The sequence below is a fragment of the Streptomyces sp. MZ04 genome (genome assembly GCF_004684775.1).
GTDB lineage: Bacteria > Actinomycetota > Actinomycetes > Streptomycetales > Streptomycetaceae > Streptomyces.
Genome location: NZ_SRIC01000006.1, coordinates 1 through 26,325 on the forward strand (window position 1 = coordinate 1; position 26,325 = coordinate 26,325).

At 71.2% G+C, this 26,325-nt stretch carries 20 protein-coding genes; all 20 read left to right on the plus strand.

Annotation, left to right across the window (positions count from 1 at the left end; translation table 11 throughout):
* Nucleotides 1-21: 21 nt before the first annotated feature.
* The 20 genes from E2651_RS02730 to rfbC all read left to right on the plus strand — a co-directional run bounded on the left by E2651_RS02730 (nucleotide 22) and on the right by rfbC (nucleotide 26,323).
* Entirely contained in the window at nucleotides 22-1,500 is a 1,479-nt protein-coding gene (locus tag E2651_RS02730; protein WP_135329332.1) for a sugar transferase, read from the plus strand.
* Nucleotides 1,501-1,573: 73 nt separating this feature from the next.
* On the plus strand, nucleotides 1,574-2,899 hold the full coding sequence (locus E2651_RS02735; RefSeq protein ID WP_135329333.1) for a nucleotide sugar dehydrogenase: 1,326 nt from the start codon (nucleotides 1,574-1,576) through the stop codon (nucleotides 2,897-2,899).
* Entirely contained in the window at nucleotides 2,889-4,157 is a 1,269-nt protein-coding gene (locus E2651_RS02740; RefSeq protein WP_135329334.1) for a glycosyltransferase family 4 protein, read from the plus strand. The genes E2651_RS02735 and E2651_RS02740 overlap by 11 nt, the downstream gene beginning before the upstream one ends.
* Complete coding sequence (locus E2651_RS02745) at nucleotides 4,154-5,554, plus strand: Wzz/FepE/Etk N-terminal domain-containing protein (RefSeq protein ID WP_135329335.1); 1,401 nt, start codon at nucleotides 4,154-4,156, stop codon at nucleotides 5,552-5,554. Before E2651_RS02740 ends, E2651_RS02745 begins: the two co-directional genes overlap by 4 nt.
* On the plus strand, nucleotides 5,551-7,077 hold the full coding sequence (locus E2651_RS02750; RefSeq protein ID WP_135329336.1) for a Wzz/FepE/Etk N-terminal domain-containing protein: 1,527 nt from the start codon (nucleotides 5,551-5,553) through the stop codon (nucleotides 7,075-7,077). Before E2651_RS02745 ends, E2651_RS02750 begins: the two co-directional genes overlap by 4 nt.
* Before the next feature lie 3 nt (nucleotides 7,078-7,080).
* A complete protein-coding gene (gene asnB / locus E2651_RS02755; protein WP_135329337.1) occupies nucleotides 7,081-9,015 on the plus strand; it encodes an asparagine synthase (glutamine-hydrolyzing) in 1,935 nt (644 codons plus the stop codon).
* A gap of 18 nt (nucleotides 9,016-9,033) precedes the next feature.
* Complete coding sequence (locus E2651_RS02760; protein WP_135329338.1) at nucleotides 9,034-11,220, plus strand: bi-domain-containing oxidoreductase; 2,187 nt, start codon at nucleotides 9,034-9,036, stop codon at nucleotides 11,218-11,220.
* Nucleotides 11,217-13,193: an alginate lyase family protein gene (locus E2651_RS02765; protein WP_135329339.1), complete on the plus strand. Its 1,977-nt coding sequence runs from the start codon at nucleotides 11,217-11,219 to the stop codon at nucleotides 13,191-13,193. The genes E2651_RS02760 and E2651_RS02765 overlap by 4 nt, the downstream gene beginning before the upstream one ends.
* 9 nt (nucleotides 13,194-13,202) lie before the next feature.
* Nucleotides 13,203-14,741: a right-handed parallel beta-helix repeat-containing protein gene (locus E2651_RS02770; protein ID WP_135329340.1), complete on the plus strand. Its 1,539-nt coding sequence runs from the start codon at nucleotides 13,203-13,205 to the stop codon at nucleotides 14,739-14,741.
* 1 nt (nucleotide 14,742) lies between these two features.
* Nucleotides 14,743-16,002, plus strand: coding sequence for an O-antigen ligase domain-containing protein (locus tag E2651_RS02775; RefSeq protein WP_135329341.1), 1,260 nt, complete (start codon nucleotides 14,743-14,745; stop codon nucleotides 16,000-16,002).
* Nucleotides 16,003-16,004: 2 nt separating this feature from the next.
* A complete protein-coding gene (locus tag E2651_RS02780) occupies nucleotides 16,005-17,228 on the plus strand; it encodes a glycosyltransferase (protein WP_135329342.1) in 1,224 nt (407 codons plus the stop codon).
* Nucleotides 17,229-18,485 (plus strand): class I SAM-dependent methyltransferase, encoded by a 1,257-nt coding sequence (locus tag E2651_RS02785; RefSeq protein WP_135329343.1) that lies wholly within the window; start codon nucleotides 17,229-17,231, stop codon nucleotides 18,483-18,485. It begins immediately after the preceding gene.
* A complete protein-coding gene (locus E2651_RS02790) occupies nucleotides 18,482-19,276 on the plus strand; it encodes a glucose-1-phosphate cytidylyltransferase (RefSeq protein ID WP_135329344.1) in 795 nt (264 codons plus the stop codon). The genes E2651_RS02785 and E2651_RS02790 overlap by 4 nt, the downstream gene beginning before the upstream one ends.
* Nucleotides 19,273-19,965, plus strand: a complete 693-nt coding sequence (locus tag E2651_RS02795) for a PIG-L deacetylase family protein (protein ID WP_135329345.1) — start codon at nucleotides 19,273-19,275, stop codon at nucleotides 19,963-19,965. Before E2651_RS02790 ends, E2651_RS02795 begins: the two co-directional genes overlap by 4 nt.
* A 3-nt stretch (nucleotides 19,966-19,968) precedes the next feature.
* A complete protein-coding gene (locus E2651_RS02800) occupies nucleotides 19,969-20,994 on the plus strand; it encodes an SDR family oxidoreductase (protein ID WP_135329346.1) in 1,026 nt (341 codons plus the stop codon).
* A complete protein-coding gene (locus E2651_RS02805; protein ID WP_135329347.1) occupies nucleotides 20,982-22,265 on the plus strand; it encodes a DUF4910 domain-containing protein in 1,284 nt (427 codons plus the stop codon). The genes E2651_RS02800 and E2651_RS02805 overlap by 13 nt, the downstream gene beginning before the upstream one ends.
* Before the next feature lie 5 nt (nucleotides 22,266-22,270).
* Nucleotides 22,271-23,578, plus strand: coding sequence for a hypothetical protein (locus tag E2651_RS02810; RefSeq protein ID WP_135329348.1), 1,308 nt, complete (start codon nucleotides 22,271-22,273; stop codon nucleotides 23,576-23,578).
* Nucleotides 23,575-24,567, plus strand: a complete 993-nt coding sequence (locus E2651_RS02815; protein ID WP_135329349.1) for a glycosyltransferase family 2 protein — start codon at nucleotides 23,575-23,577, stop codon at nucleotides 24,565-24,567. The genes E2651_RS02810 and E2651_RS02815 overlap by 4 nt, the downstream gene beginning before the upstream one ends.
* Nucleotides 24,564-25,775: a polysaccharide pyruvyl transferase family protein gene (locus E2651_RS02820; RefSeq protein WP_135329350.1), complete on the plus strand. Its 1,212-nt coding sequence runs from the start codon at nucleotides 24,564-24,566 to the stop codon at nucleotides 25,773-25,775. Before E2651_RS02815 ends, E2651_RS02820 begins: the two co-directional genes overlap by 4 nt.
* On the plus strand, nucleotides 25,772-26,323 hold the full coding sequence (gene rfbC / locus E2651_RS02825) for a dTDP-4-dehydrorhamnose 3,5-epimerase (protein ID WP_135329351.1): 552 nt from the start codon (nucleotides 25,772-25,774) through the stop codon (nucleotides 26,321-26,323). Before E2651_RS02820 ends, rfbC begins: the two co-directional genes overlap by 4 nt.
* Nucleotides 26,324-26,325: the final 2 nt, after the last annotated feature.

The following is a 26,325-nucleotide window of genomic DNA, read 5'->3' on the forward strand; positions in this document are numbered from 1 at the left end:
ACTGGGGACCGGGGGGGTTCTGTGCGGCAGGGGGGATTAGTCGGCCCTTTTTCGTCGGCGCGGGGGAGCCTGACGAATGGGGCGATCAGCAGGCCCGCGACCGACTGGGAGCAGCGGTACCGCCGTACCGTGATCACGAGCGACACCGTGGCCACCGCCTTGGTGGTGGCGGCGATCGGCAACTTCTTCGGGGTCCGGGACGCGGCCAACTGGCACGAGAAGTGGGGAATCCTCGCCTTCGGCACCGAACTGCTCGTGCTGGGAGCGCTTGCGGTGAGCCGGTCGTGGACTCCGGTCGTCCTCGGCCAGGGAGCCGAGGAATTCCGCCGGCTCGGACGCTCACTGTTCACGGCGACCGTCGTCCTCGCGCTCGGCGGAATCGCCCTCACCTCACGCAACATCAAGCTCTGGATCTTCGTCGCGATCCCCGCGATCGCACTCGTCACCATGACCGCGCGGTATCTGCTCCGCCTCTGGCTGCACAAGCAGCGGAAGGAAGGGCGGTGCCTGAGACCGGTGCTCGCCGCCGGGAGCCCGGCCACCGTGCGCGACCTGATCTCCCGGACCCGTAAGTTGCCGCACCTCGGCTGGCGGGTGGACGGGGTGTGCACGACGGACGGTCTCGGGCTCGAGGGTGACCAACTGGACGGAGTGCCGGTCGTCGGCCGCCTTGCGGACGTGGCCACTCACGTCCGCCGCGACGGCTACCGCGTCGTCGCCGTCACACCGGACCCGCACTGGTCACCGGACCGGCTGCAGCGCCTTGCCTGGAACCTCGAAGGCAGCGATGCCGAGATGGTCGTGGCCCCCGTCCTCATGGAAGTGGCGGGACCGCGGCTGCACGTCGACGCCGTCCTCGGGATCCCGCTGCTGCGGGTCAGCATGCCGACCTTCACCGGGGGACGCCGGGCGGTCAAAGGGGTCGTCGACCGGATGGGCGCGGCGATCCTGCTGATGCTGTTCACGCCGCTGATGGTGCTCGTCGGCCTGCTCGTCCTCGTGGACAGCAGGGGCGGGGTGTTCTACCGCCAGCGCAGGGTCGGCAAGGACGGCCGCGAGTTCACCATTCTCAAGTTCCGCACCATGGTCGCCGGGGCTCACCGGTCACGCGCCGAGCTGGCGGACCGCAACGAGGGCGCGGGGCTGCTGTTCAAGCTCCGCCGGGATCCGCGGGTGACCCGGCTGGGAGCAGTGCTGCGCCGGTACTCGATCGACGAGCTCCCGCAGCTGTTCAACGTACTCACCGGATCGATGTCGCTCGTCGGTCCGCGGCCACCGCTGCCGGAGGAGTCCGCGGCGTACGGCCCGGACATCCGGCGCCGTCTCCTGGTCAAGCCAGGGCTCACCGGCCTGTGGCAGATCAGCGGACGCAGCGACCTGCCGTGGGAGGAGGCGGTCCGTCTCGACCTGCGGTACGTGGAGGACTGGTCGCTCGCCCTGGACTCAGTGATCTTGTGGAAGACGCTGCGTGCGGTGCTCCATGGCCAGGGGGCGTACTGATGCGCGGGGACCGTCGTCCGGTCGGTGCGCGGACCGCAGGCCGAAAGGGCCTGCCTTGGGGGAGGAACGCGTCATGAGAGTCAGCGTTTTCGGGCTCGGCTACGTGGGCTGCGTGTCGGCCGCGTGCCTGGCCAGCATGGGGCACGAGGTCATCGGGGTGGATGTGAACCAGGTGAAGGTCGACCTGGTCAACGCCGGCAAGGCCCCGGTGGTCGAGGAGCGGATCGGCGAACTCACCGCGGAAGTCGTGCGGACCGGAGCGTTACGCGCCACCCGTGACGTCCGCGAGGCGATCATGGGCAGCGAGGTGTCGCTGATCTGCGTGGGTACGCCTTCGGAGCCCAACGGCAGCCTGTGCACCACCTACTTGGAGCGGGTCACCGAGGAGATCGGCTCCGCGCTGGCCGAGCGGGGCGGGCGGCACACCGTCGTGTTCCGCAGCACCATGCTCCCGGGCACCTGCCTGAACCTGCTTGTGCCGATCCTGGAGAAGTACGTCGGCGGCACGGCCGGGGTGGGCTGGGCTGACGTGGGGGTCGCGGTCAACCCGGAGTTCCTGCGCGAGGGCACGAGCGTGCGGGACTTCTTCGACCCGCCCAAGACCGTCATCGGCGAGCTCGACCCGGCGAGCGGCGACGCGGTGACGGCGCTGTACGACGGTTTGCCCGGCGAGGTGTTCCGGGTGCCGGTCCCGACGGCCGAGGCGATCAAGTACGCGGACAACGCGTTCCACGGCCTCAAGATCGGCTTCGCGAACGAGCTGGGCGCGGTGTGCCAGGCGCTCGGCGTCGACTCGCACCAGGTGATGGACGTGTTCCTGGCCGACCGCAAGCTGAACGTCAGCCCCGCCTACCTGCGGCCCGGCTTCGCCTTCGGCGGCTCCTGCCTGCCCAAGGACCTGCGCAGCCTGGTCCACGCGGCGCAGCGGGCCGACGTCTCGGTGCCCATCCTCGCCCATGTGCTGCCCTCCAACTCCGCGCACCTGCAACGCGCTGTGGAGCTGGTCGAGCGCACCGGAAAGCGCCGGGTGGGAATGTTCGGCCTGTCCTTCAAACCCGGCACCGACGACCTCCGCGAGAGCCCGCTCGTCGAGCTGGCGGAGAGACTCTTCGGCAAGGGGTACGACCTCAAGATCTACGACGCCAACGTGAGCCTCTCCCGGCTGATCGGCGCGAACCGCGAGTACATCGAGACCCGCCTTCCGCACCTCGCGCACCTGCTGGCGGACTCCGTCGACGAGGTGCTCGAGCACGCCGAGGTGTGCCTGGTCGGGACCAGGGATCCCGCCGTGCTTGCGGCGCTGCCTCATGGGGACGGCCCGGTGATCGTCGACCTCATCCACCTTCCCGACGCCGATGCGCGTCGGGCCGAACCGGGGTACGTGGGCCTTGCTTGGTGACACATCGTTCGATGACACGGCCGGCGGCGACCGGCGAGGCCGGCGCGCGCTGATCCTGGTGGAGAACCTGTCGGTGCCCTTCGACCGGCGGGTGTGGCAGGAGTGCACGACACTGCGCGACGCCGGGTGGGAGGTGCACGTCATCTGCCCCCGGGGGGAGAAGAGGGACACCGAGCCGGAGGCGGAGATCGACGGGGTGCGGATCCACCGCTACCCGTTGCGCGCGGCCACCGGAGGGCCGGCCGGCTATCTGCGCGAGTACGGATCGGCGTTGTGGCACACGGCCCGCCTGGCCCGCAAGGTCGGCTCGGTCGATGTGGTCCACGCCTGCAACCCGCCCGACCTGCTGTTCCTTCCGGCGCTGTGGCTGAAGCGGCGCGGCGCGCGGTTCGTCTTCGACCAGCATGACCTGGTGCCCGAGCTGTACCTCTCCCGGTTCGACCGCGGCGAGGATCTGCTCTACCGCGCCGTGTGCGCGCTGGAACGGCGGACCTACCGGGCCGCGGACGTCGTCCTCGCCACGAACGAGAGCTACCGCGACGTCGCGATACGCCGTGGCGGGCAGTGGCCGGAGGACGTCTTCGTGGTGCGCAGCGCACCGCAGATCGAGCGGTTCCAACCGGTGCCGCCCGAGCCGGAGTTGAAGCGCGGGAAGCCTCATCTGCTGTGCTATCTCGGCGTCATGGGCCCTCAGGACGGCGTCGACTACGCCTTGCGGGCCCTCGCGAAGCTGCGCGACGAGTTCGGACGGACCGACTGGCACGCGGTGTTCGTCGGCTCCGGCGACGCCTTCGACGCGATGGTGGAGCTGTCCCGGCGGCTCGGGCTCGGCGACCAGGTGCAGTTCACCGGGCGCATCCCGGACGCCGACCTGGTGCGCTACCTCTCCACCGCGGACGTGTGCTTGTCCCCCGACCCGCGCAATCCGCTCAACGACGTGTCGACCATGAACAAGGTCCTCGAATACATGGCGATGGGCCGTCCGATCGTCTCGTTCGACCTCCGGGAGGCGCGCGTCTCCGCCGGTGACGCCGCCCTCTACGCGCCCGCCAACGACGAGGCCGCATTCGCCGAGCTCATCGCGGTGCTCCTCGACGATCCGGAGCAGCGGGCCCGGATGGGCAAGATCGGCCAGGAGCGGATCGGCGGGCCGCTCTCGTGGCGGAACTCGCAGGCGTCGCTGCTCGCCGCGTACGCCGCTGCCTGCGGTGGGCCGGTAGGCAGGACGGTCCGAACAGGGAAGAGGCAGCGGCGTTGAACGATGACACGATCCGCCTGGTCACCATCGGGCGGATTCTCCGCCGGCGCTGGCGGCTTCTCGCCGTCCTCACCGTGGTCGGCGCGCTCGTCGGACAGGGCGCCTCGGTGCTGCTGTTCCCGCCGCGCTACACGGCGTCGGCATCCGTACTGCTGCCGGGACAGTGGGAAGAGCGCGAGCTGCTGACCCAGGTGGACATCGCGACCAGTTCGTCGGTGGCCGACCGCACGGCCGCCAAGCTCCGCTGGAGCGGCCTCAGCGGCGGCGAGCTGCGGGGCAGAGTGACCGCCAAGGCCGCCGACGGGAACATCATCAAGATCTCGGGTACGGCCGAAACCCCGGAGCGCGCGCAGCGGCTCTCCGACCAAGTGGCCAAGGAATTCGTCACGTTCGCCGCGCGGCTCACCGGCGGCGGCACCGACCCCGGAGCCGCCACGGGGCCCGAGGCGCTGCGGAAGAAGGTCCAGGAGACCAACCGCCGCATCACCGACCTGGCCGAAGCGGCCGATCCGGGACAGACCGTGGAGGGCGTGCAGGCCCGCACCGCGCTCGAGAAGCTGCGCACCTCGCTGGAGGAGGCCATGACGAAGCTGGAACAGGCCGACCCGGCGAACGACAAGGCCGGCATGGTCGTCATGGGACCGGCGGCCCGGCCGTCCGGCGAGGCGCCGCCGACGCGGATGCAGCTCATGGTCGGCGGGGCGCTGCTGTTCTTCCTGGTCGCGGTCATCGGCCATCTCACCGCCGCACGGACGAATCGCCGGCTGCGCACCGAGCCGGAGATCGCCGCGGCGCTGGGTTCGGCGTTCCTGGGCACCGTCGACGTACCTGATGAACCGTCCGTGCGCCGGCCGGAGGACCGTGGCCCACGGGCCCGGATCCGCCGACTCCTCGGCCTCGACACCCGGTGGGACCTGCCGACCCCGCAGAGGTCCGGCGACGAGGCCGGCAGACGGATCCGCTACCGGCGGGTGTGCGCCCGCCTCCGGAACCAACTGCCGGGTTCCCGGCGGCTGTTGGTCGTCGTACCGAACGGCGACGCGATCGCCCTGCGGGCCGCCGGGCAACTCGTCGCCGAGGCCGGGAGCGATCCTGCCGCAAGCTCTTCGAGCAGGGGTTACCCCATGCTGCGGGTGGTGGAGGTCTCGGTCGACCGGCCGACGGTGCCGGACCGCGGCACGGAGTCCGGTGCCCTGGTCGTCCTCAGCGCGGGCCGCTGGACCACGGAGGAGGTCGCCGGCATCGCCGAGGCGTGTGCGGACGGCAGGCATGAGGTCGTCGGTGTCGTCGTCGCCGACCCGGTGCGGGCGCGTCCGACCCGGTCGGCCGGCCATCCTGCGGACCACGCCACTCCGGCGCTCGCGGGGCGCGGCAACGCGACGGGAGGTCCGGCGTGACGAGTACGACTTCTGAGCAGTCGGCGGCCACTCCGCTCTTCGACCTGCAGGCGCTGGTGGTGTCGGTGCGCCGGCGCCGTCGCCTCTGGAGCTCCCTGGCGCTCCTGGGCCTGCTGGTCGGCGCGGCGGTGGCGGTCCTGCTGCCGCCACCGCCGAGCGCGACGACCAAGGTCCTTGTCGCGCATGCCGAGGACCAGCCGAACGACATGGGAACGCTGATCCGCACCGACGTCGCCGTACTGGAGACCACGCGGATCGCCGACAAGGCCCTGCGGTCGCTCAAGTCCTCGGAGGCCCCGGAGGACTTCATGCAGGAGTACCGGGGCACCGGCCTGACCAACAACCTGCTGCAGATCGATGTGACAGGTGACAGCGAGGCGGACGCCGTGGCCCGGGCCGAGGCGCTGGCCGACGCGTTCGTCGCGAACCATGTGCGGCGGATGCGGGAAACCGCGAAGGCCGAGGCCAAGGCGCTCCTCGACCAGCGTGACCGCATGCGGGGCGAACTCGCCGAGGTCAACAAGGAGATCGGCGACCGGTCGCCGGAGACGGAGAGCGACCCGAAGGAGTCGGCGAGCGTCGAGTCGCTCTTCGCCCGCCGGGCGGAACTCAACTCGCGGATCGCCGACTTCGACCAGCGCGCCGCGGAGGCGCGCACCGGCACACCCAAGGTCATCGCCGGCACGCAGATCGTGGACGCCGCGCGCCCGGTGCGGAACTCGCTGCCCAAGGCCGCGGCCACCAACGCGGCGATCGGCCTCGTCCTCGGGCTCGTCCTCGGGCTCGCGATCGCCGCGGTCCGCACGGTGGTGGCGGACCGCCCCGTGCTGCGCCGGGACATCGCGGCGAACCTGGGCGCCTCGGTCATCGCGGAACTGCCCCACCGGTCGGGCAAGTTGTGGCAGCGCCGACGGACCCGGGTGGCACGCGAACGACTCACCGGGACCCTCGTCCGTGCCGTGCTCGGCTCCGCGGAAGCGGAACCGCTCTCGCTGCTCGAACTGGGCTGCGCGCGCAGGACGAGCGTGCTCGCTCTGGACGTCGCGGCGGCGCTGGCGGCGGACGGTCCGGTGACCGTCATCGACGGTCTGCCCGGCCCCCAACTCGCCAACCGGCAGCGGCCGGGAGGCCCGGCCGTGATCGGCGGCGAGCGTGCCGGGACCGTGTCGCGTCAGGAGGGCAGGATCGGCGTCGGCTCGGTGGCGCCCGGTACGGCGTGGACCGACCTCCAGTACCTCGGCACCCGGACCGTGCTCGTCGTGCGCGCCGGGCACGGCAGCGCCGCATGGCTGCACACCGTGGCGCGGCAGCTCGCGGACCAGCGCATCGAGGTGATCGGTGTGGTGCTTGTCGACCCCGATCCGCGGGACAGGACCGACGGCACGCTGTGGGACGGGCTGCACACCGCGCTGCGCGGCCGGAGCGAGATACCGGCCCGGCAGAACGGGACGGGCCAACGGCGGACGGAGCGGCTGCCGGTATGGGCCGCACCGGGCCCGGACAACGACCAGGAGGCGCGGTAGGACATGTGTGGCATCGCGGGTACTTACCGATGGCCGGACGGGAAGGCCGTGACCGACCGGCTCACCGACACCCTCGCCCACCGCGGCCCGGACGGGGCGGGCCGGTACGGCCACCTCGTCGGTGACGGCGAAGTGCAGCTCGGGCACCGCCGGTTGGCGATCATCGACCTGTCCGAGACCGGCGCCCAGCCGATGGTCTCGGACGGCCTCGCCCTGACGTACAACGGCGAGCTGTACAACGCGCCCGAGCTGCGGGCCGAGCTGGCAGCCGCCGGGGTGCGCTTCCGTGGCACCTCCGACACCGAGGTGCTGCTCGAGGCCTGGCGGCGCTGGGGCACGGACTGCCTGCCCCGGCTGCGCGGCATGTTCGCGTTCGGCATCTTCGACGAGCGCACCGGTGAACTGGTCCTTGTCCGCGACCAGTTGGGCATCAAGCCGCTGTTCCTGCTCCGGCGCGGCGGCGGCCTGGTGTTCGCCTCCGAACTCAAGGCGCTCGCCACCGCGACCGGCGGGACGCTGGAGGTGGACCACGCGGCGCTGGTGGCGTCACTGCTCTACTACTGGGTGCCGGACTCACGGTGCGCGTTCCGTGAGGCGGAGAAGCTGCCGCCGGGGAGCTGGATGAAGTTCCGGCCCGACGGCCGGGTGGAGCGCGGCCGGTTCTGGAACCTCCGCGACATTGCGGCCGAGGGCCGGGAGCGGGCCGAAAGCGGCGAGCTGCCGGACCTGGCCGCCATCGTCGAGGAGTCGACCCGCCAGCACCTGCTCTCCGACGTACCCGTGGCGACCTTCCTCTCCGGCGGTCTCGACTCCAGCTACCTGACCGCCCTCTCGGCCCGCGACCGGCCCGGGATCTCCGCGTACACGATCGGATTCCGCGCCGAGGACGCCAGGTTCGAGGCGATGCCGGACGACCTGCGCTATGCCCGGCAGGTGGCCGAGCGGTTCGGCGTCGACCTGCACGAGATCGAGATCGCTCCGGACGTACTCGACCTGCTGCCGCAGATGACGTACCACCTGGACGAGCCGATCGGCGACCCCGCAGCGATCAACACGTACCTGATCTGCCAGGCCGCACGGGAGGCCGGGGTCAAGGTGATGCTCTCGGGGATGGGCGCCGACGAGCTGTTCGCCGGGTACCGCAAGCACCTGGCCAACCTGCTCGCGCTGCGCTACCAGCGCGTCCCGCGGCCCCTGCGGCGCGGACTGTCAGCGGCAGTTGACCGGCTGCCGGTCGCCACGGCCCGCCGCGGCTACCGGTCGGTGCGCTTCGCGAAGCGGTTCCTCTCCTTCGCCGATCTGCCGGAGGAGACCGCGTTCCGGCGCAGCTACACCATGTACGACGAGGGGGAGCTGCTCGCCCTGGTCAATCCGGACTTGGCCGGGACGGTCGACGACGTGCTGACCGAGCACGCGGACGTCTACCAGGACAACGACCTCGACGACTTCGTCAACCGTATGTGCCTGGGCGACGCCCGGATGTTCCTGCCGGGCCTGAACCTCGCGTACACGGACCGCTCCAGCATGGCCGCGTCGACCGAGGTGCGGGTGCCGTACGTGGACGTCGAGGTGGTCAAGGCGGCGTTCGCCGTGCCCGGCGACCGCAAGATCGTCGGACGGCAGGGCAAGGCCGTCCTCAAGGAGGCGGCCTCCTCGATCCTGCCCCGGGAGATCGTCTACCGGCCCAAGGGCCTGTTCAGCGCCCCACTGCGCGCCTGGATGAGCCGGGATCTGGCACCGCTGGTGCGCGAGGTGGTCAACGACGGCGTACTCGTCAACTCCGGTTTCCTGCGCCGCGACGCGCTGGCCCGGATGGTCGCCGAGGACGCCGCCGGACAGCGGGACTTCTCCAAGCATCTGTGGCATGTGCTGACCCTCGAGTACTGGTATCGCGACGCGACCTCTGGGTCCGGGCAGAGCACTCGGTTAACGGCTTAAGGAATCAGAGGAGTTCGGGTGAAGCAGGTTGTACAGAACTACAAGAGCGGCGAGTTGGCGGTGCTCGACGTGCCGGTGCCGGGGTGCAAGCCGGGCGGGGTCCTTGTCCGCAGCGCCTACTCGCTGATCTCGACCGGGACCGAGCTCATGAAGGTGTCCGAGGCCGGCATGTCGATGCTCGGCAAGGCCCGCTCCCGTCCCGACCAGGTCGCCAAGGTCGTGCAGAGCATGGCCACCAACGGGGTTCCGGCCACCTATCGCAAGGTGATGGGCAAGCTGGACTCCTACACGCCGCTCGGCTACTCGCTGTGCGGGGTGGTCGAGCAGGTCGGCGCCGGGATCGACGACGTGAAGGTCGGCGACCTCGTGGCCTGCGCCGGCAATGAGCACGCGCTGCACGCCGAGCTGAACTGGGTGCCGAAGAATCTCTACACCCCGGTGCCGGACGGCCTCGCGCCGCGGCACGCCGCCTTCGGCACCGTCGGGTCGATCGCGCTGCAGGGCGTCCGCCAAGGCGAGTCACGGCTCGGCGAAGTGGCGCTGGTCATCGGCCTCGGCCTGATCGGGCAGTTGGTGGTGCAGCTCCTCACCGCCTCGGGAGTCCGCGTCGTCGGGGCCGACCCCGACCCGGCGCGCTGCGAGCTCGCCGAGCGCCTGGGCGCCGCGGCCTGCGGCGATCCCGCGTCCGCGGCCGTGGAAGCCGCCGTCGCCGAACTCACCGGCGGTCACGGCGTGGACCAGGTGTATCTGGCCGCCGGCGGCGGCACCAACCAGCCCGTCGAGCTGGCCGCCCGGCTGTGCCGGGACCGCGGCCGGGTCGTCGACATCGGCAAGTGCCGCCTTGACCTGCCGTGGAACGCGTACTACGAGAAGGAGCTCGACGTCCGGTTCTCGCGCAGTTACGGCCCCGGACGCTATGACCCGGAGTACGAGCTGGAGGGGCGCGACTACCCGATCGGCTACGTGCGCTGGACCGAGCGCCGCAACCTGGCGTGCTTCCTCGACCTCGTCGCCCGTGGCCGCGTCGACGTGGCGCCCCTGGTCTCCCACGTCGCCGACTTCGACGACGCCGTCGAGACGTACCAGAGCCTGAAGGACGGCGAGTTGAAGGCCGTGGCCGTGCTGTTCCGGTACCGCGAACAGGCCGTGGAGGCCGAGGCTCCGGCGGTGGACGTGCCCGCGGTGAAGGTGAAGCCGCATCCGGTACGGGCCGCGAAGACGCCGGTGCGCCTCGCGTTCGTCGGAGCGGGAAACTACGCGACGTCGATGCTGCTGCCGCACCTGGCCGGGCGCGACGGCGTCGATCTTTCGACCGTCGTCACCACGACGGCGCTGTCCGCGGCCAACGCGAAACGGAAGTTCGGCTTCGCCGATGCGACCACCGACCTCGACGCCGTGCTCGGCGACAAGTCCATCGACGCGGTGTTCGTGGTCACCCGGCACAGCTCACACGCCGAACTGACCCGCAGAGCACTCCTCGCGGGCAAGGCGGTGTTCGTGGAGAAACCCCTGGCCCTCACCGAGGACGAGCTGGCGGGCGTGCTCGCGGCGGTGGAGGAGTCCGGCAACGACCGGCTGCAGGTGGGATTCAACCGCCGGTTCGCACCACTCCTTCAGGAGGCCAGGCAGCGGTTCGGCGCCCGGACCGGTCCTGCGAACCTGCGCTACCTGGTCAACGCGGGCCGGCTGCAGCAGGGCAGCTGGTACCTCCAACAGGGCACCGAGGGCTCGCGGTTCGCCGGTGAGGGCGGGCACTTCATCGACACGGCGAGCTGGCTGCTCGACGCCGATCCGGTCTCGGTGTACGCGGTCGCCACGTCCGGCAACGAGGATGTGCAGGTCGTGCTGCGCTACCCGGACGGGTCCACCGCCAGCATCAGCTACGTCACCACCGGAGCGCCCGGTTTCCCCAAGGAGACGCTCGACCTTGTAGCGGACGGCAAGGTGCTGCGGTTCGACGACTTCGTGCGCGCATCGCTGTATTTCGACGGCACGGTCGGCCGTAAGAAGTGGGTCAGTTCGCGGCTGCCCAAGGCCCGGGACAAGGGCCAGAACGCCGAGCTGGCCGCGTTCGTCAAGGCCGTACGGACCGGCGGGCCGATGCCGGTGCCGCTGGAGTCCCTTGTCGCCACCACGGCGGCCACCCTCGCCGTGCGGGCCGGCCTGGCGGGCAGTGCGCCGGTGACGTTGGCGAGGGCGCGATGACCATGAGCGTGGACTGGTACCTGCGACGCCTTTCCCGGATGGGGCCGCGGGAGGTCGGCGGCCGGGTGGGCGACGCGGTACGCAGACGGCGGTGGCGGTCGGCGCGGCCGCACTGCCCGAGCGTGACCGGCGCCCGGTTCACCGCGGTCCTGCCCGCCGGGACGATCGCCGCCATAGCTCCGGACGCCGCGAAACGTCTCATCGCCGAGGCGGACCGGCTGATGTACGGGCACGCCGAGTATTTCGGGGTGGTCCGCGACGACCTGGTCCGCCCGGACTGGTGGTACGACCCGAAGACCGGGCGCCGGGCTCCGTGGGGCTACGCCTTCGACGTGCCGTACCGGAACGAGGACGCGGTCGGGGACATCAAGCAGATCTGGGAGCTGTCCCGGCATCAGTACCTCACCGTGCTCGCCGCCGCCTACGCGATCACCGGGAACGAGCGGTACGCCGAGCGCGTGGCCGAGCATCTGCGGTCGTGGTGGGCGGCCAACGCGCCGCTGCGCGGAGTGCACTGGATCAGCGGCATCGAGCTGGGCATCCGACTCCTTTCCTGGGTGTGGATCCGACGGCTGCTCGACGGCTGGCCGGGCGCGGCCGGTCTCTTCGAGGGCAACCCGGTGGCGCTGAACCAGATCTGGCACCACCAGCGCTGGCTTGCCGCCTTTCCCAGCCGGGGCTCCTCGGCGAACAACCACGTCATCGCCGAGGCGGCCGGGCACTTCGCGGCGGCCTGCGCGTTCGCGTGGTTCCCCTCATCGGCACGCTGGCGGGCCGGCGCGCTCCGGTCCCTCGAGCGGCACCTGCGCGGCAATACCTTCGACTCCGGCCTCAACCGCGAGCTGGCCACCGAGTACCACGGCCTTGTCCTCGAGCTCGGCCTGGCCGCGGTGGCCGAGGCGGATGCCGCAGGCGTGCCGGTCCCCGCGTCGATCCGCCCCGTGCTGCTGCGGATGACCGACGCGCTCGCGGCCGTCGTGGACAACCGGTTACGGCCGCCGCGCCAGGGGGACGCGGACGACGGGCACGGCCTGGTCGTGGACGGCACGGGCACCGACCGCTGGGCCTCGCTCCTCGCCACCGGGGACGCCGTGTTCGGCCGGCTCGCCTGGTGGCCGGCAGTGACCGGCACCGATGTGCGCACCCCGCTCCTCGCCGCGCTCATCAAGCCGTACTCGAAAAATGGCACGGCACCGGCCGTGCCCCGCCCGGCGAGCCGACCGGCCCACTTCGCCGACGCGGGGCTCACCATCCTGCGCGGCCCGGCGGAGATCTGGTGCCGCTGCGACGGTGGTCCGCACGGCTTCCTGTCCATCGCCGCGCACGCCCACGCGGACGCGCTGTCCGTGGAGGTGCGGCACGACGGGGTCGACGTACTCGCCGACCCGGGAACGTACTGCTACCACGGGCAGCCCCTGTGGCGGCAGTACTTCCGGTCGACCCTCGGCCACAACACCCTGCAATTGGACGGCGGCGACCAGTCCGTCTCGGGCGGCCCGTTCCTGTGGACCCGGCAGGCCCGCACCCGCGTCCTGGCCGTGGACACATCCGACGCCTCCGACGGCGGGACGGCCCGCTGGTGTGCCGAACACGACGGCTACCAGCCCTCCGTGCACCGCCGCCGGGTGGAACTGACGGCCGCCAAACAGGAGTTGCGGGTGGTCGACGAGGTGCGCGGCCCGCGCCGGGACGTACGCCTGGCGTTCCACCTCGGCCCGGCGATCGCCGCGGACCTGGTGGGGAACCGGGCCGCGCTCACCTGGATGCGGGACGGCGAGGGCCGCTCCGCGGTGCTCGACCTGCCCAGGCAGCTGAACTGGCAGGCGCATCGCGGCGAGACCGACCCGCCGCTGGGCTGGTACTCCGCCGGCTTCGGGCGCAAGGAGCCCGCCACCACGCTGGTCGGTACGGGATGCGCCGACGGCGCTGCGTTGTCGGGGGAGTTCACCACCGTGCTCAGGTTCCGCGGCTAGGGAGGACGTGTGGGGATGAAGTGGCGGAACTTGGCGTTGCCCGCGGCACCGCTGGCGCTGGTCCTGCTGGCGGCGACCGGCTGTACGAGCACGCCGGACGACGCGCGGGCGGAGCCGACCGACGCGTCTTCCGCGTCCAAGGCGCCCACCACGTCCGTGGCGCGGGTGTGCGACAAGCCCGCGGCCGGTCCCGCGAAGGCACCGAAGGGCGCGGTGACGGTCGACCCCGGGGTGGTCGGTGACCTGGCCGAGAAGACCAAGAGCAGCCCTCCGGGCACCACGTTCTGGCTTCGGCCGGGCAAGCACCGGCTCGAGCCGGACCGCTACGCCCAGGTCATCGCCAAGAAGGGGAACCGCTACATCGGCGCGCCGGGCGCGGTGCTCGACGGCGGGAAGAAGAACAACTACGCGTTCAGCGGCACCGCCCGCGACGTCACCATCCGCCACCTGACCGTGCAGCGTTTCGTCGCGCCGCCCGACGAGGGCGTGGTCAACCACGACATGGCCGACGGATGGGTGATCGAGCACGCGAAGATCCAGTACAACTCCGGTGCCGGGCTGATGGCCGGTGCCCGCCAGAAGGTCCGCGCCAGCTGTCTGCGCGACAACGGGCAGTACGGAATGAACGCGTACAAGACCGGCGACTCGATCCGCGGCCTGGTGGTCGAGGGCAACGAGATCGTGGGCAACAACACCGGCGACTGGGAGCGGAAGCGGCCGGGCTGCGGCTGCACCGGAGGCATCAAGTTCTGGGCCGTCAACGGCGCCGAGATACGCGGCAATTGGGTGCACGACAACCGCGGCGCCGGGCTGTGGGCGGACAACAACAACAACGACTTCCGGATCGAGGGCAACCTGCTCGAGGCCAACGACGGTGCCGCGCTGATGTACGAGACCAGCTACAACGCGGTCATCCGCGACAACACGATCCGGCGGAACAACTGGGTCGAGGGCCGCAGGTCCGAACGCGGCGACCCCTTCCCGTACGCGACCGTCTATGTGTCCGAGTCCGGCGGCGAACCACGGATCAAGGCCCGCACGGACAAGATCGAGATCTACCGGAACGTGCTGGAGGACAACTGGAACGGCATCACCCTGTGGGAGAACGCCGACCGGTTCTGCAACAGCCCGGCCAACACCTCGACCGGATACTGCACGTTGCTGGTGAAGGACACCAAGCGCTGTGCGAAACCGGCGATCACCAAGGCCCCGCTCTACGCCGACTGCCGGTGGAAGACCCAGCGGGTGGACATCCACGACAACCGCTTCCTCCTCGACCCGTCGGTCGTCAAGTGCAAGACCGAGTGCGGCCGCATGGCGGTCCTCTCCAACTACGGCACCTATCCGAAGTGGTCGCCGTACAAGGGCAAGCGGGTGTCCGACGCGATCACCCACAAGCAGCACAACCGCTGGCACGACAACACCTACCGCGGCCCGTGGAGCTTCGTCGCGGAGAACACGGACCAGAAGCTCGACTCCGGGCAGTGGCAGGACACGCCGTACCGGCAGGACACCGGCAGCACTTACGCGCCACGGTCCGGTGGTTGAGATGGACGGGGATCTGAAGGGGGGCACGCCCAAGGCCGTCGGGATCGTCTGGGCGCTGCTCGCCCTCAACACGCTCGGCTCCGCCGGGGCGAAGACCATCCTCCCGCTGCCCCGCTCCGTCATCCAGATGGTCACCATGGGCGCGCTGGTCGCCGCGTTCGCGCTGGCGCTCGCGCTCAATCTCCGGCTGCGCATCCGGGCGAGCGCCTTCTTGTTCCTGCTCACCCTGCTGCTTGTGCCGAGCGTGATCTCCAGCGCGAACCTGGAGGTCGGGTTCGGCGCGCTGTTCCGCTGCGCCCGCCTCGCTCTCTTCGTCGGCACGCTGTGGCTGCTCAGCCGATGGTGGGACGGCAGCCTGACGTTCGTCCGGCACCACATCCGGATGTACTTCGTGGCGCTCGGGACGGCGGCAGCCGGCCTGGTCATCTCACCGGGCGCGGCCATGCCCGAGACCTACGGCGGTCGCCTTGTCGGCGCGTTGTGGCCGCTCACCCCGCCGCAGATCGGACAGTACGCCGCAGTGATCATCGGGCTCACCGTGCTGCTCGTACTGGGTCACCGGACCACCAGGGGCAGCGCGGCCCTGGTCATCGTGCCGTCACTCGCCCTGCTCGCGTTGACCCATACCCGGACGGCCACGGTCGGCCTGCTCATCGGGCTTGTGCTTGCCATCGGCTCGCTCGTCCTGACCAGCGCGGCCGCCCGCCGGTTGTTCGTCTGGGCGGTGGTGGTGTCCGTGGTGGCCGCGGTGGGGTTCGCCTCCGCGCTGGAGGCGTGGTTCCTGCGCGGTCAGAGCAAGGAGTACTTCACCAGCCTCACCGGTCGGGCCAAGGTCTGGGACGCCCTGCTCACAGCGCCCCGGACCACCGCGGAGCAGGTGTTCGGCATGGGCCTTGGCGACAAGTCGTTCGGCGGCCTGCCGATCGACAACAGCTGGCTGGCCGTCTACAGCGAGCAGGGTCTGATCGGCGTCATCCTTGTCGCGGCGATCATCGTCGTCCTCGCCGGTGTCGCGCTGCTGCGACCGCCGTCACTGCAGAGGGCCTGCGCGGTCTTCCTGATCAGCTACGTCGCGATCTCGTCGTACACCGAGGCAGGACTCGGCGACGCCTCGCCGTATCTGCTGCATCTGGCCCTGGCCGCCTCGCTCCTCGCGACACCTGCCGCGGCCACGCCCCTCGCGACGGCGACGCCCCTCACGAGGCGCGCGGTCACTCAACGACGTGTCCCGCGATGGGCCCGCAGATCGGAGATGACCTGAGCATGCACGTTCTCGTGGTGCACAACCGCTACTCCTCGGCTCAGCCGAGCGGGGAGAACGTCGTCGTCGACCAGGAAGTGGGGCTGCTGCGCGCGGCCGGCCACCGGGTCGGGCTGTTCGAGCGCCGCAGCGACGACATCGCGGGACGGTCACTCGCCGCCAAGGCCGCGGTGCCGCTCCTTGTGCCGTGGAACCCGGCGGTCCGCAAGGAGCTCGCCGCCCGACTGCGCGCCGAGCGGCCGGACGTGGTGCACATCCACAACGTCTTCCCGCTCCTGTCGCCCGCGGTCCTCGCCGCCTGCGCCGACGCCGGAGTACCCGCCGTCGCCACGCTGCACAACTACACCCAGGTCTGCCCGCCCGGCACCCTGCACAGGGACGGCAGGGCGTGCACCGAGTGCGTCGGGTCGAAGGCGTCGCTGCCCGCGGTCCGGCACGGCTGCTACCGCGACTCCCGCCTCGCGACGGTACCGCTCGCGGTCAGCCTGACGCTCAACCGGCGGCGGTGGTGGTCCGGCGTGGAGCGGTTCTTCTGCATCTCCGCGGCGCAGCGCGACGTCCTGGTGCGGTCCGGCATGCCGGCCGAACTCCTCGCGGTGAAGCACAACTTCGTACCCGATCCGGGCGCCCGCCGAACGGGCGTCGGCGAGCATGTGCTCTTCCTCGGTCGGCTCGCGGAGGCCAAAGGCGTGCGGCTGCTCATGGCCGCGTGGGACGAGATCGCCGCGGCCGGCGGTGTGGGCGTACCGCTCGTGCTCGCCGGGGCGGGGCCACTGGAACGAGAGGTGACCGCCTGGGCGGCGGACCGGGACGACGTGCGCTACGTCGGTCTGCTCGACCCGGATCAGTGCCGGCGGGCCGTCGCGCGATCGGTCGCCGTGGTGGCTCCCTCGATGGCCCTGGAGACGTTCGGCCTGGTGGTCGCGGAGGCGATGGCGGCGGGGGTACCGGCCGTCGCCGCCGGTCACGGCGCGTTCGTCGAACTCGTCGAGGACGGGGTGACCGGTCTCCTGCACCGGCCGGGCGAGTCCTCCTCGCTCACGTCCTGCCTGCGCCGGATCACGGCCGAGCAGGACCGCAACCGGGAGATGGGCGAGGCGGCCCGGCGCCGTTACGAGCTGCGTTTCAGCCCGGCCGTCGGGCTCGAGCGCCTGGAGGAGGAGTACCGCACCGTGATCGCGGGTCGGACGGAATCAATGGGGGACGGAATCAATGGGGGGCACTAGATGACACGATGCCGACTCTGCGGCTCGGCGACGCTGGCGAGCGTGGTCGATCTCGGGGCGACGCCGCCGTGCGAGAGCTTTCTCGCCGCGGACCAACTGGACCTGCCGGAGCCCGCGTTCCCGCTGCACCTGCGGGTCTGCACCGACTGCTGGCTCGCGCAGATCCCGCCGCTGATCACGCCGGAGGAGACGTTCAAGGAGTACGCGTACTTCTCGTCGTACTCGACCTCCTGGGTGGAGCACGCGCGCACGTTCGTCGCCGACGCCGTACAGCGGGTGGGACTCGACACCCGACTCGACACCGACGGCTCCGACGCCTTCGTGGTCGAGGTGGCGAGCAACGACGGGTACTTGCTGAAGCACGTGGTGGACCGGGGGATCCGCTGCCTCGGCATCGAGCCGTCGGTGAACGTCGGCGCCGCGGCGCGCGACGCGGGTGTGCCCACGCTCACGGAGTTCCTGGACCCGGCCATCGGCTCGGCCGTCCGAGCCCAGCACGGCCCGGCGGACCTGGTCGTGGCCAACAACGTGTACGCGCACATCCCCGACGTCGTCGGGTTCACCCAGGGGCTGCGCGCCCTGGTCGCCGACGACGGCTGGGTCTCCATCGAGGTGCAGCACCTGCTGACCCTGATCGAGGAGAACCAGTACGACACGATCTACCACGAGCACTTCCAGTACTACACGGTCGCGTCCGCGACCCGGGCTCTCGCGAGTGGCGGACTCGCCCTCGTGGACGTCGAGTTGCTGCCCACGCACGGCGGCTCCATCCGGCTGTGGGCCCGGCCGGTCGAGATGGCCGGCGAGCCGACGCAACAGGTGGCTGACGTGCTGGCCCGCGAAAAGGCCGCCGGGCTACAGGAGTTGACCGGGTACGCCGAGTTCTCCGCCCGCGTCGCCAAGGTGCGCAGGGACCTCCTGCGGTTCCTCGTCGAGGCGGCCGAGCGCGGCGAGACGGTCGTCGGCTACGGCGCCCCGGGCAAGGGCAACACCCTGCTCAACCACTGCGGCATCCGGCCCGACCTGCTCCCGTACACGGTCGACCGCAACCCCTACAAGCACGGCAGGTTCACCCCGGGCACCCGCATCCCGATCCTGCCGCCCGAGCAGATAGCCACCGACCGACCGGACTACGTCCTCGTCCTGCCGTGGAACCTGCGGGCCGAGCTGGTCGAGCAGCTGTCCTTCGTGCACGACTGGGGCGGCCGTCTGGTCTTTCCCATCCCGGAACTGAGCATTGTCGAGGTCAAGGCATGAAGGTCGTTCTGTTCTGCGGCGGTTACGGGATGCGGATGCGCGACGGTGCCGCCGACGACATGCCCAAGCCGATGGCGATGGTCGGCCCGCGACCACTGATCTGGCATGTCATGCGCTACTACGCGTACTTCGGGCACAAGGAGTTCATCCTGTGCCTCGGATACGGGGCGCATCACATCAAGAACTTCTTCCTCAACTACGAGGAGACGGTGTCCAACGACTTCGTGCTGCGGGGCGGCCAGACCGAGCTGCTCTCCACCGACATCGCCGACTGGACCATCACGTTCGCGCAGACCGGCATCGAGTCACCGATCGGGGAACGCCTTCGCCGGGTGCGGCACCACCTGGACGGCGAGGAGATGTTCCTCGCCAACTACGCCGACGTGCTCACCGATGCCCCTCTCGACGAGATGATCGAGAAGTTCGCGTTGCGCGACGCCGGTGCGTCGATGATGGTGGTGCCTCCGCAGTCCTCGTTCCACTGCGTGGACCTCGGCGAGGACGGTCTGGTGGGCGGCATCACCGCGGTGAGCGAACTGCCGCTGTGGGAGAACGGCGGCTACTTCGTGCTCCGCCAGGAGGTCTTCGAGCACATACCGGAGAACGGGGACCTGGTCGCCGACGGATGCGCCCAACTGGCCAAGCAGGGGCGGTTGGTGGCGCACCAGCACCGCGGCTTCTGGAAGCCGACCGACACAGTGAAGGAGCGGGCCGCGCTCGACGCCGCCTACACCCGGGGCGACCGCCCGTGGGCCGTGTGGGAACGGGACGGCGCGGGGGTGAGCGCGTGATCCGGCTCGGTGCAGGGCGCCTGGACCGGATCGTCGCGGTGGGCGCGCACTGCGACGACATCGCCATCGGCGCAGGCGGCACGCTCCTCAGCCTGTGCCTCGCGCGGCCGGGAATGCGCGTCGACGCCCTGGTGCTCTCCGGCGGTGGCAGCGAGCGCGAGCAGGAGGAGCGGGCCGCGCTCGCCGCCTTCTGCCCGGGCGCCGATCTGCGCCTCACCGTGCTCAAGCTGCCGGACGGCCGGATGCCCGTCCACTGGGACGAGGCCAAGGCGGCGGTCGAGGAACTGCGCGGGCAGACCGACCCGGATCTGATCCTGGCCCCGCGTACCGACGACGCGCACCAGGACCACCGCGGCCTGGCGCGGCTGATACCCACCGCATTCCGCGACCACCTCGTTCTCGGCTACGAGATCGTCAAGTGGGACGGCGATCTCGGCCGTCCGTCGGCGTACCAGCCGCTGTCCCTGGAGACCGCCGAAGAGAAGGTGCGGCTGCTGCAGGAGCACTACCCCTCGCAGCGGCACCGCCCCTGGTACGACCGCGAGGCCTTCCTCGGCCTCGCACGGATCCGCGGCATCGAATGCCACGCGCGCTACGCCGAGGCGTTCGCCGTCACCAAACTCACGCTCGACCTGGGCACTTCCCATCAGGGCACTTCCCATCCGGGCACTTCCCATCAGGGGGAATGAACCTTGCGCGTACTGCTCACCGGACACCAGGGATACCTGGGCACCGTGATGGCCCCGGTCCTCACGGCCGCCGGACATGAAGTCGTCGGTCTCGACGCCGGCCTGTTCGCCGACTGCGTCCTCGGCCCGCCGCCCGCCGACCCGCCGGGGCACCGGGTGGACCTGCGCGACGTCACGCCCGACCACATGGCGGGGGTGGACGCCGTGATCCACCTGGCCGCACTCTCCAACGACCCGCTGGGATCCCTCGCCCCGGAACTCACGTACGACATCAACCACCACGCGTCCGTACGCCTCGCCCGACTGGCCCGCGACGCGGGAGCACGGCGCTTCCTGTACGCGTCGACCTGCTCGGTCTACGGCGCCGCGGGCGGCGACGACCTGGTCGCCGAGGACGCCCCGCTGCGCCCGGTGACGCCGTACGCGGAGTCCAAGGTGCGGGTGGAGGACGACCTGCACGCCCTGGCCGACGGCGACTTCAGCCCGGTGTTCATGCGCAACGCCACCGCCTTCGGCTACTCGCCCCGGCTGCGCGCCGACATCGTCCTCAACAACCTGGTGGGCCACGCGCTCCTGTCCGGCGAGGTGTTGGTGCTCTCCGACGGCACCCCCTGGCGCCCGCTGGTGCACGCCGCCGACATCGCACGGGCCTTCGCGGCCGCGCTGACCGCGCCGCGCGAAGCGGTGCACGACCGGGCGTTCAACATCGGCAGTGAGGTCAACAACGTCACGGTCGCCGAGATCGCCGAGCAGGTCGCCGATGCGGTGTCCGGCTCGAAGGTGGTGATCACGGGGGAGACCGGTGCCGATCCGCGGTCCTACCGGGTGGACTTCTCCCGGTTCCGCGCCGCGATACCCGGCTTCGACTGCGAGTGGACCGTGCAGCGGGGCGCGCTCGAACTCACCGACGCCTACCGGAAGTTCGGACTGACCCGGGAGGACTTCGAGCGACGCTTCACCCGCCTCGCCGTGCTGCGTGCGGCGTCCGAAGCCGGTGCCGTCGACGACACCCTGCGGTGGCGCGGATGACAGCGGCCGGCGCGGAGATGTACGCACTGGTGGAGCGGCTGTACCCGCTCTGCCGGAGCATCACGGGGGACGGCGTGCGCGCCACCCTGGACATCGTCGGCGAGTACATCCCGCTCCAGGTGCACGAGGTGCCGACCGGGACCCAGGTGCTCGACTGGACGGTGCCGCAGGAGTGGAACATCCGGGACGCGTACGTCGCCGACAGCACCGGCAACCGGGTCGTCGACTTCGCCGAGTCCAGCCTGCACGTGCTCGGCTACAGCGTGCCGGTGTCGCAGACCATGCCGCTCGCCGAGCTGCGCGAACACCTGCACACCCTGCCGGATCACCCCAACTGGGTGCCGTACCGCACCAGTTACTACAAGCCGGAATGGGGATTCTGCCTGGCCCAGGAGACCTTGGACGCGCTGCCGGACGGCGAGTACGAGGTGCGCATCGACTCCACCCTCGCGGACGGCCACCTCACCTACGCCGAGCACGTGGTCCCCGGACAGGTCCCCGACGAGGTGATCGTCTCCTGCCACGTCTGCCACCCGTCGCTGGCCAACGACAACCTCGCGGGCATCGCGGTGGCGACGTTCCTGGCGCGGGCGCTGGCGGAGCAAACGCCGTACTACACCTACCGGTTCATCTTCGCGCCCGGCACGATCGGGGCGATCACCTGGCTGGCCCGCAACGCCGAGCGGGTGGAGCGCGTCAAGCACGGCGTCGTGCTGGCCTGCGCGGGCGACTCCGGCTCACTGACGTACAAGCAGAGCAGACGCGGCGACGCGGAGATCGACCGGGTGATGCGGCACGTCCTTGCCGCCTCCGAACGCCCGCACCGCGTCACCGAGTTCACGCCGTACGGCTACGACGAGCGACAGTTCTGCTCGCCCGGGTTCAACCTGGGCGTGGGCTCGCTCACCAGGACCCCGTACGCGGGCTACCCCGAGTACCACACCTCGGCGGACGACCTGGACTTCGTCTCCCCGGAGGCGATGGCCGACACCCTCTCCGTCTGCCGCGAGGCGTTCGCCGTCCTCGACCGCAACCGGCGGTACGTCAACCTCAGCCCTTACGGGGAACCGCAGTTGGGCCGCCGTGGGCTGTACGACGCGCTCGGCGGCCGCAGCGACACCAAGCAGGCGCAGATGGCCATGCTCTGGGTGCTCAACCTCTCCGACGGCGAGCACGGTCTGCTTGACGTCGCCGAGCGGTCCGGGCTGCCGTTCGACACCGTCGCCGACGCGGCCGGAGCGCTGGCCGCCGCCGGGCTGATCAAGGCCTGATGCGGATGGCCACCGAGAGGGAGAATCCCAGGACAACGGCGGCAGCGGCCGGATCCGCCAAGCGGGCGCTCGTCGGCCGGCTGTCCTGGGGCCTCGCCGACCAGGCGGCCTCCAGCATGAGCAACTTCGTGGTGGGCATCTACGTGGCCCGCTCGCTGGGGGTGACAGCGTTCGGCGTGTTCAGCCTCGCCTGGGTGACCTACGGCGTGGTGCTCAACGTCTCCCGCGGCCTTGCCACCGACCCGCTCGTGGTGCGCTTCAGCGGCGTGCCGGACGCGTCCTGGCGCGCGGCGGTGGCCCGGTCGTCGGGTACCGCGCTCGGCGCCGGTACCGCCCTCGGCGCCGCGTCCCTGGTGGTCGGGCTTCTACTCGGCGGCAGTGTGGGGCCCGCGTTCGCCTGCCTCGGTGCCGTACTGCCGGGGCTGCTGCTTCAGGACTCCTGGCGGTTCGCGTTCTTCGCCGCCGGTACCGGGCGGAAGGCGTTCGTCAACGACCTCGTGTGGGGCGTCGCGCTCGTCCCGGCCCTGGTGGTGGCGGCCCGCGTCGGCAGCGTGGAGGCCTTCGTGCTCGCCTGGGGCGCCTCCGCCGCCGTGGCCGCGGTGTACGGCTGCTTCCAGTCCGGCATCCGGCCGCAGTTGACCGGCGCGCGCGAGTGGCTTCGCGAGCACCGGGACCTCGGCTACCGGTACCTGGTCGAGAACGTCAGCAACAGCGGCGCGAGCCAGTTGCGGGCGTACGGACTCGGCGCGATCGTCGGGCTCGGCGCGGTGGGTGTGATCCGGGGCGCCGAGCTCCTGCTCGGCCCGTTCATGGCGGTGCTGATGGGTCTTTCCCTGGTCACCGTCGCGGAGGCGGCACGGGTGCTGAGGCGGGCCCCGCACCGCCTCGGCGCGTTCTGCCTCCTCCTCGGCGGCGGGCAGGCCGTCGCCGCGCTGCTCTGGGGCGGGGCGCTGCTCCTTGTGCCGGACGCGGGCGGCGAGTTCGTGCTCGGCGGCGTCTGGAGCTCCGCATCGGAGCTCATCGTGCCGGTCACGCTCGGCGTCGCGGGCGCGGGACTCGGCACCGGAGCGGCGTCCGGCCTTCGCGCGCTCGGCGCGGCCCGGCGCAGCCTGCGCAGCCAACTGATCGCTTCCGTCTGCTACGTCACCGGCGGGCTCGGCGGGGCGGCCGTGGCCGGCACGGTCGGCTCGGCCTGGGGCGTCGCCGCCGCGACCGTCTGCGGCTCGGCCGTGTGGTGGCTGCAGCTGCGGACCGCCCTGCGCGAGCGCGGGTGCAGCCACCAGAACCCCATCCCCGAAGTGAGGACCTCATGACCGCGCAACCCAGGCTGAGCATCGGTCTGCCCGTGTACAACGGCGAGGAGTACCTCGCGGAGTCGCTCGACGCCCTGCTCGGCCAGACCTACGAGGACTTCGAGCTGGTCATCTCCGACAACGCCTCGACCGACGGAACCCAGGACATCTGCCGCAAGTACGCCGAGCGGGACTCGCGTATCCGCTACATCCGGCTGACCCGGAACATCGGCGCCGCGCCGAACCACAACTACGTGTTCACCGAGTGCCACGGCGAACTGTTCAAGTGGGCCTCGCACGACGACCTGTACGCCCGGGACCTGCTGCGGCGCTGCGTCGAGGCCCTGGACGAGCGGCCGGACGTGATCCTCGCGCACGCCGACCAGGCGGTCATCGACGAGGACGGGAAGGTGAAGGTTCCGTACGAGTACACGCTCGCCACCGACTCGCCGCGCGCGCCCGAGCGCTTCCGCAGCATGCTGTTCGAGCCCGGCGGCGACGACTTCTACGGGGTGATCCGGGCCGACGTGCTGCGCCGGGTGAAGCCGCACGACAGCTACCACCACGCGGACCGCACGTTCGTCGCCGAGATCGGCCTGCACGGACCCTTCCACCAGGTGCCGGAGCTGCTGTACTTCCGCCGCGACCACCCCACCCGCGCCGAGCGGGCGAACCCGTCGAAGCGATCCCGGTGCGTCAACCTCGACCCGCGCCGGGCGGGCCCGCTGCACCCGACGCCGCGGCTGCTCGCCGAGTACGTCTGGGGCTTCGTCGCGGCGATCCGGCGGGCGCCGTTGTCCGCGGCCGACCGGCGCGCGTGCTACCGCCACCTGGCCGCCTGGATGACCAGCCGGGCCCGGCCGGGCGCCGGTGAGCGGGTCGAGGACCGTGCCCCGGTCAACCCGGCCAAGCTCACTGTCTCCGTCGACGCCCTCGTCGCAGGACGTGAAGGTCGTGACGGACGTGAAGGTCGTGAAGGTCGTGAAGGTCGTGAAGGGCGGCAGGCATGAAGTCCCCTACACGGGTGGGGGTGTTCGGCCTCCTCGGCTCCGGCAACCTCGGCAACGACGGATCGCTCGAGGCCGTGCTCGGGTACCTGCGCGCCGAGCATCCGGAGGCAGCCGTGGACGCGCTGTGCGGCGGGCCCGAGGTCGTCACGTCCCGGTACGGGATCCCCGCGACGCGGCTGCACTGGTACCGAGGGGAGTACCGGACCGCGTCACGCGTGGGCGCGATCGCGGGCAAGGGCCTGGGCAAACTCGTCGACGCCGTCCGCACCGCCGCCTGGGTGCGTCGGCACGACGTGGTGATCGTGCCGGGCATGGGCGTCCTGGAGGCCACGCTGCCGCTGCGGCCGTGGGGCTTCCCGTACTCGCTGTTCCTGCTCTGCGCGAGTGGCCGGCTGCTTCGCACCCGGGTCGCGCTGGTCGGCGTCGGCGCCGCCCCGATCGGCAACCGGCCGACCCGGGCCCTGGTGCGCTGGTCGGCGCGGCTTGCCGCGTACCGCTCGTACAGGGACGCCCTGTCCCGCGACGCGATGCGGGGGATGGGCGTGGACACCGCGCGCGACGAGGTCTACCCGGACCTCGCGTTCGCCCTGCCGACGCCCCCGACGAGCGTGCCCTCAGGCCCGCCGGGGGGCCCGGTCTGCGTCGGCGTCATGGACTTCCACGGCGGCAACGACGACCGCGCCCGGGCCGAGGAGATCCACCGGCGCTACCTCGACGGGACAACTCGCTTTGTGCGCGCCTTGGTTGAGGAAGGCAGGCCGGTCCGGCTGCTCACCGGCGACGCGTGCGACGCGCCGGTGGTCGCCGCGATCCTCGACGCGGTGGACTCGCCGCTGGTCACCGCCGCCGAGACGGCCTCGCTCGCCGGCCTGATGAAGGAGACGGCGGCGGCCGACACCGTCGTGGCGACCCGCTACCACAACCTGATCTGCGCGCTGAAGGTCGGCACACCGACGCTCGCCCTCAGCTATGCGGCGAAGAGCGACGCGCTCATGGACCGGATGGGCCTTGCCGCGTTCTGCCACCCGGCCCGCGAGGTCGACGCCGACCGGCTGCTCGAGCAGTTCCGGGCGCTGGAGAAGCGGTCGGCCGAGCTGCGGCAGACCCTTGCCGAACGCAACGCGGTCGCCGCCCGGCAACTCAAGGACCAGTTCGCCGAGTTGACCGCGGTCCTGTTCCCGGCCCACGCCCTACGGGAGGCCCCATGAAAGCGACCGAAGTCCCAGAGATCGCCGGCGCGTACCTCTTCGAGCCGACGCCGTACGCCGACGAACGCGGCTTCTTCTGCCGCACCTTCGACGCCGACGTGGTCCGCTCGGTGGGCCTCGACCCGGACGCCTTCATCCAGGACAGCGTGTCCCGCTCGGTCCGGGGCGTGCTGCGAGGCCTGCACCTGCGCTCCGGCGCCGGCGAGGCCAAGCTGGTGCGGTGCTCGTACGGGAGGATCTTCGACGTCGTCGTGGACCTGCGGAAGGACTCACCGACGTACCGCAACCGGGCCTTCTTCGAACTCTCCGACGAGACGCAGAAGACCCTGTACATCCCGGCAGGCTGCGCGCACGGCTTCCAGGCGCTGACCGAGGCCTCCGACACCTCGTACCGGATCGACCGCCCGCACGATCCGGCCGAAGACGTGACGATCGCCTTCGACGACCCGGAGCTCGCCATTGACTGGCCGCTGCCGGTCACCTCGATGTCCGAGCGGGACCGGAAGGCTCCGAGCCTGGCCGAGGTCCTGAAGCAGAAAGAGAGCTGAAG

Bases quoted from the DNA above. Each gene is read 5' to 3' on its own strand.
- E2651_RS02735 (WP_135329333.1), top strand. From the start codon at position 1,574: ATGAGAGTCAGCGTTTTCGGGCTCGGCTACGTGGGCTGCGTGTCGGCC.
- asnB (WP_135329337.1), top strand. From the start codon at position 7,081: ATGTGTGGCATCGCGGGTACTTACCGATGGCCGGACGGGAAGGCCGTG.
- E2651_RS02765 (WP_135329339.1), top strand. From the start codon at position 11,217: ATGACCATGAGCGTGGACTGGTACCTGCGACGCCTTTCCCGGATGGGG.
- E2651_RS02775 (WP_135329341.1), top strand. From the start codon at position 14,743: ATGGACGGGGATCTGAAGGGGGGCACGCCCAAGGCCGTCGGGATCGTC.
- E2651_RS02780 (WP_135329342.1), top strand. From the start codon at position 16,005: ATGCACGTTCTCGTGGTGCACAACCGCTACTCCTCGGCTCAGCCGAGC.
- E2651_RS02785 (WP_135329343.1), top strand. From the start codon at position 17,229: ATGACACGATGCCGACTCTGCGGCTCGGCGACGCTGGCGAGCGTGGTC.
- E2651_RS02790 (WP_135329344.1), top strand. From the start codon at position 18,482: ATGAAGGTCGTTCTGTTCTGCGGCGGTTACGGGATGCGGATGCGCGAC.
- E2651_RS02810 (WP_135329348.1), top strand. From the start codon at position 22,271: ATGGCCACCGAGAGGGAGAATCCCAGGACAACGGCGGCAGCGGCCGGA.
- E2651_RS02815 (WP_135329349.1), top strand. From the start codon at position 23,575: ATGACCGCGCAACCCAGGCTGAGCATCGGTCTGCCCGTGTACAACGGC.
- E2651_RS02820 (WP_135329350.1), top strand. From the start codon at position 24,564: ATGAAGTCCCCTACACGGGTGGGGGTGTTCGGCCTCCTCGGCTCCGGC.
- rfbC (WP_135329351.1), top strand. From the start codon at position 25,772: ATGAAAGCGACCGAAGTCCCAGAGATCGCCGGCGCGTACCTCTTCGAG.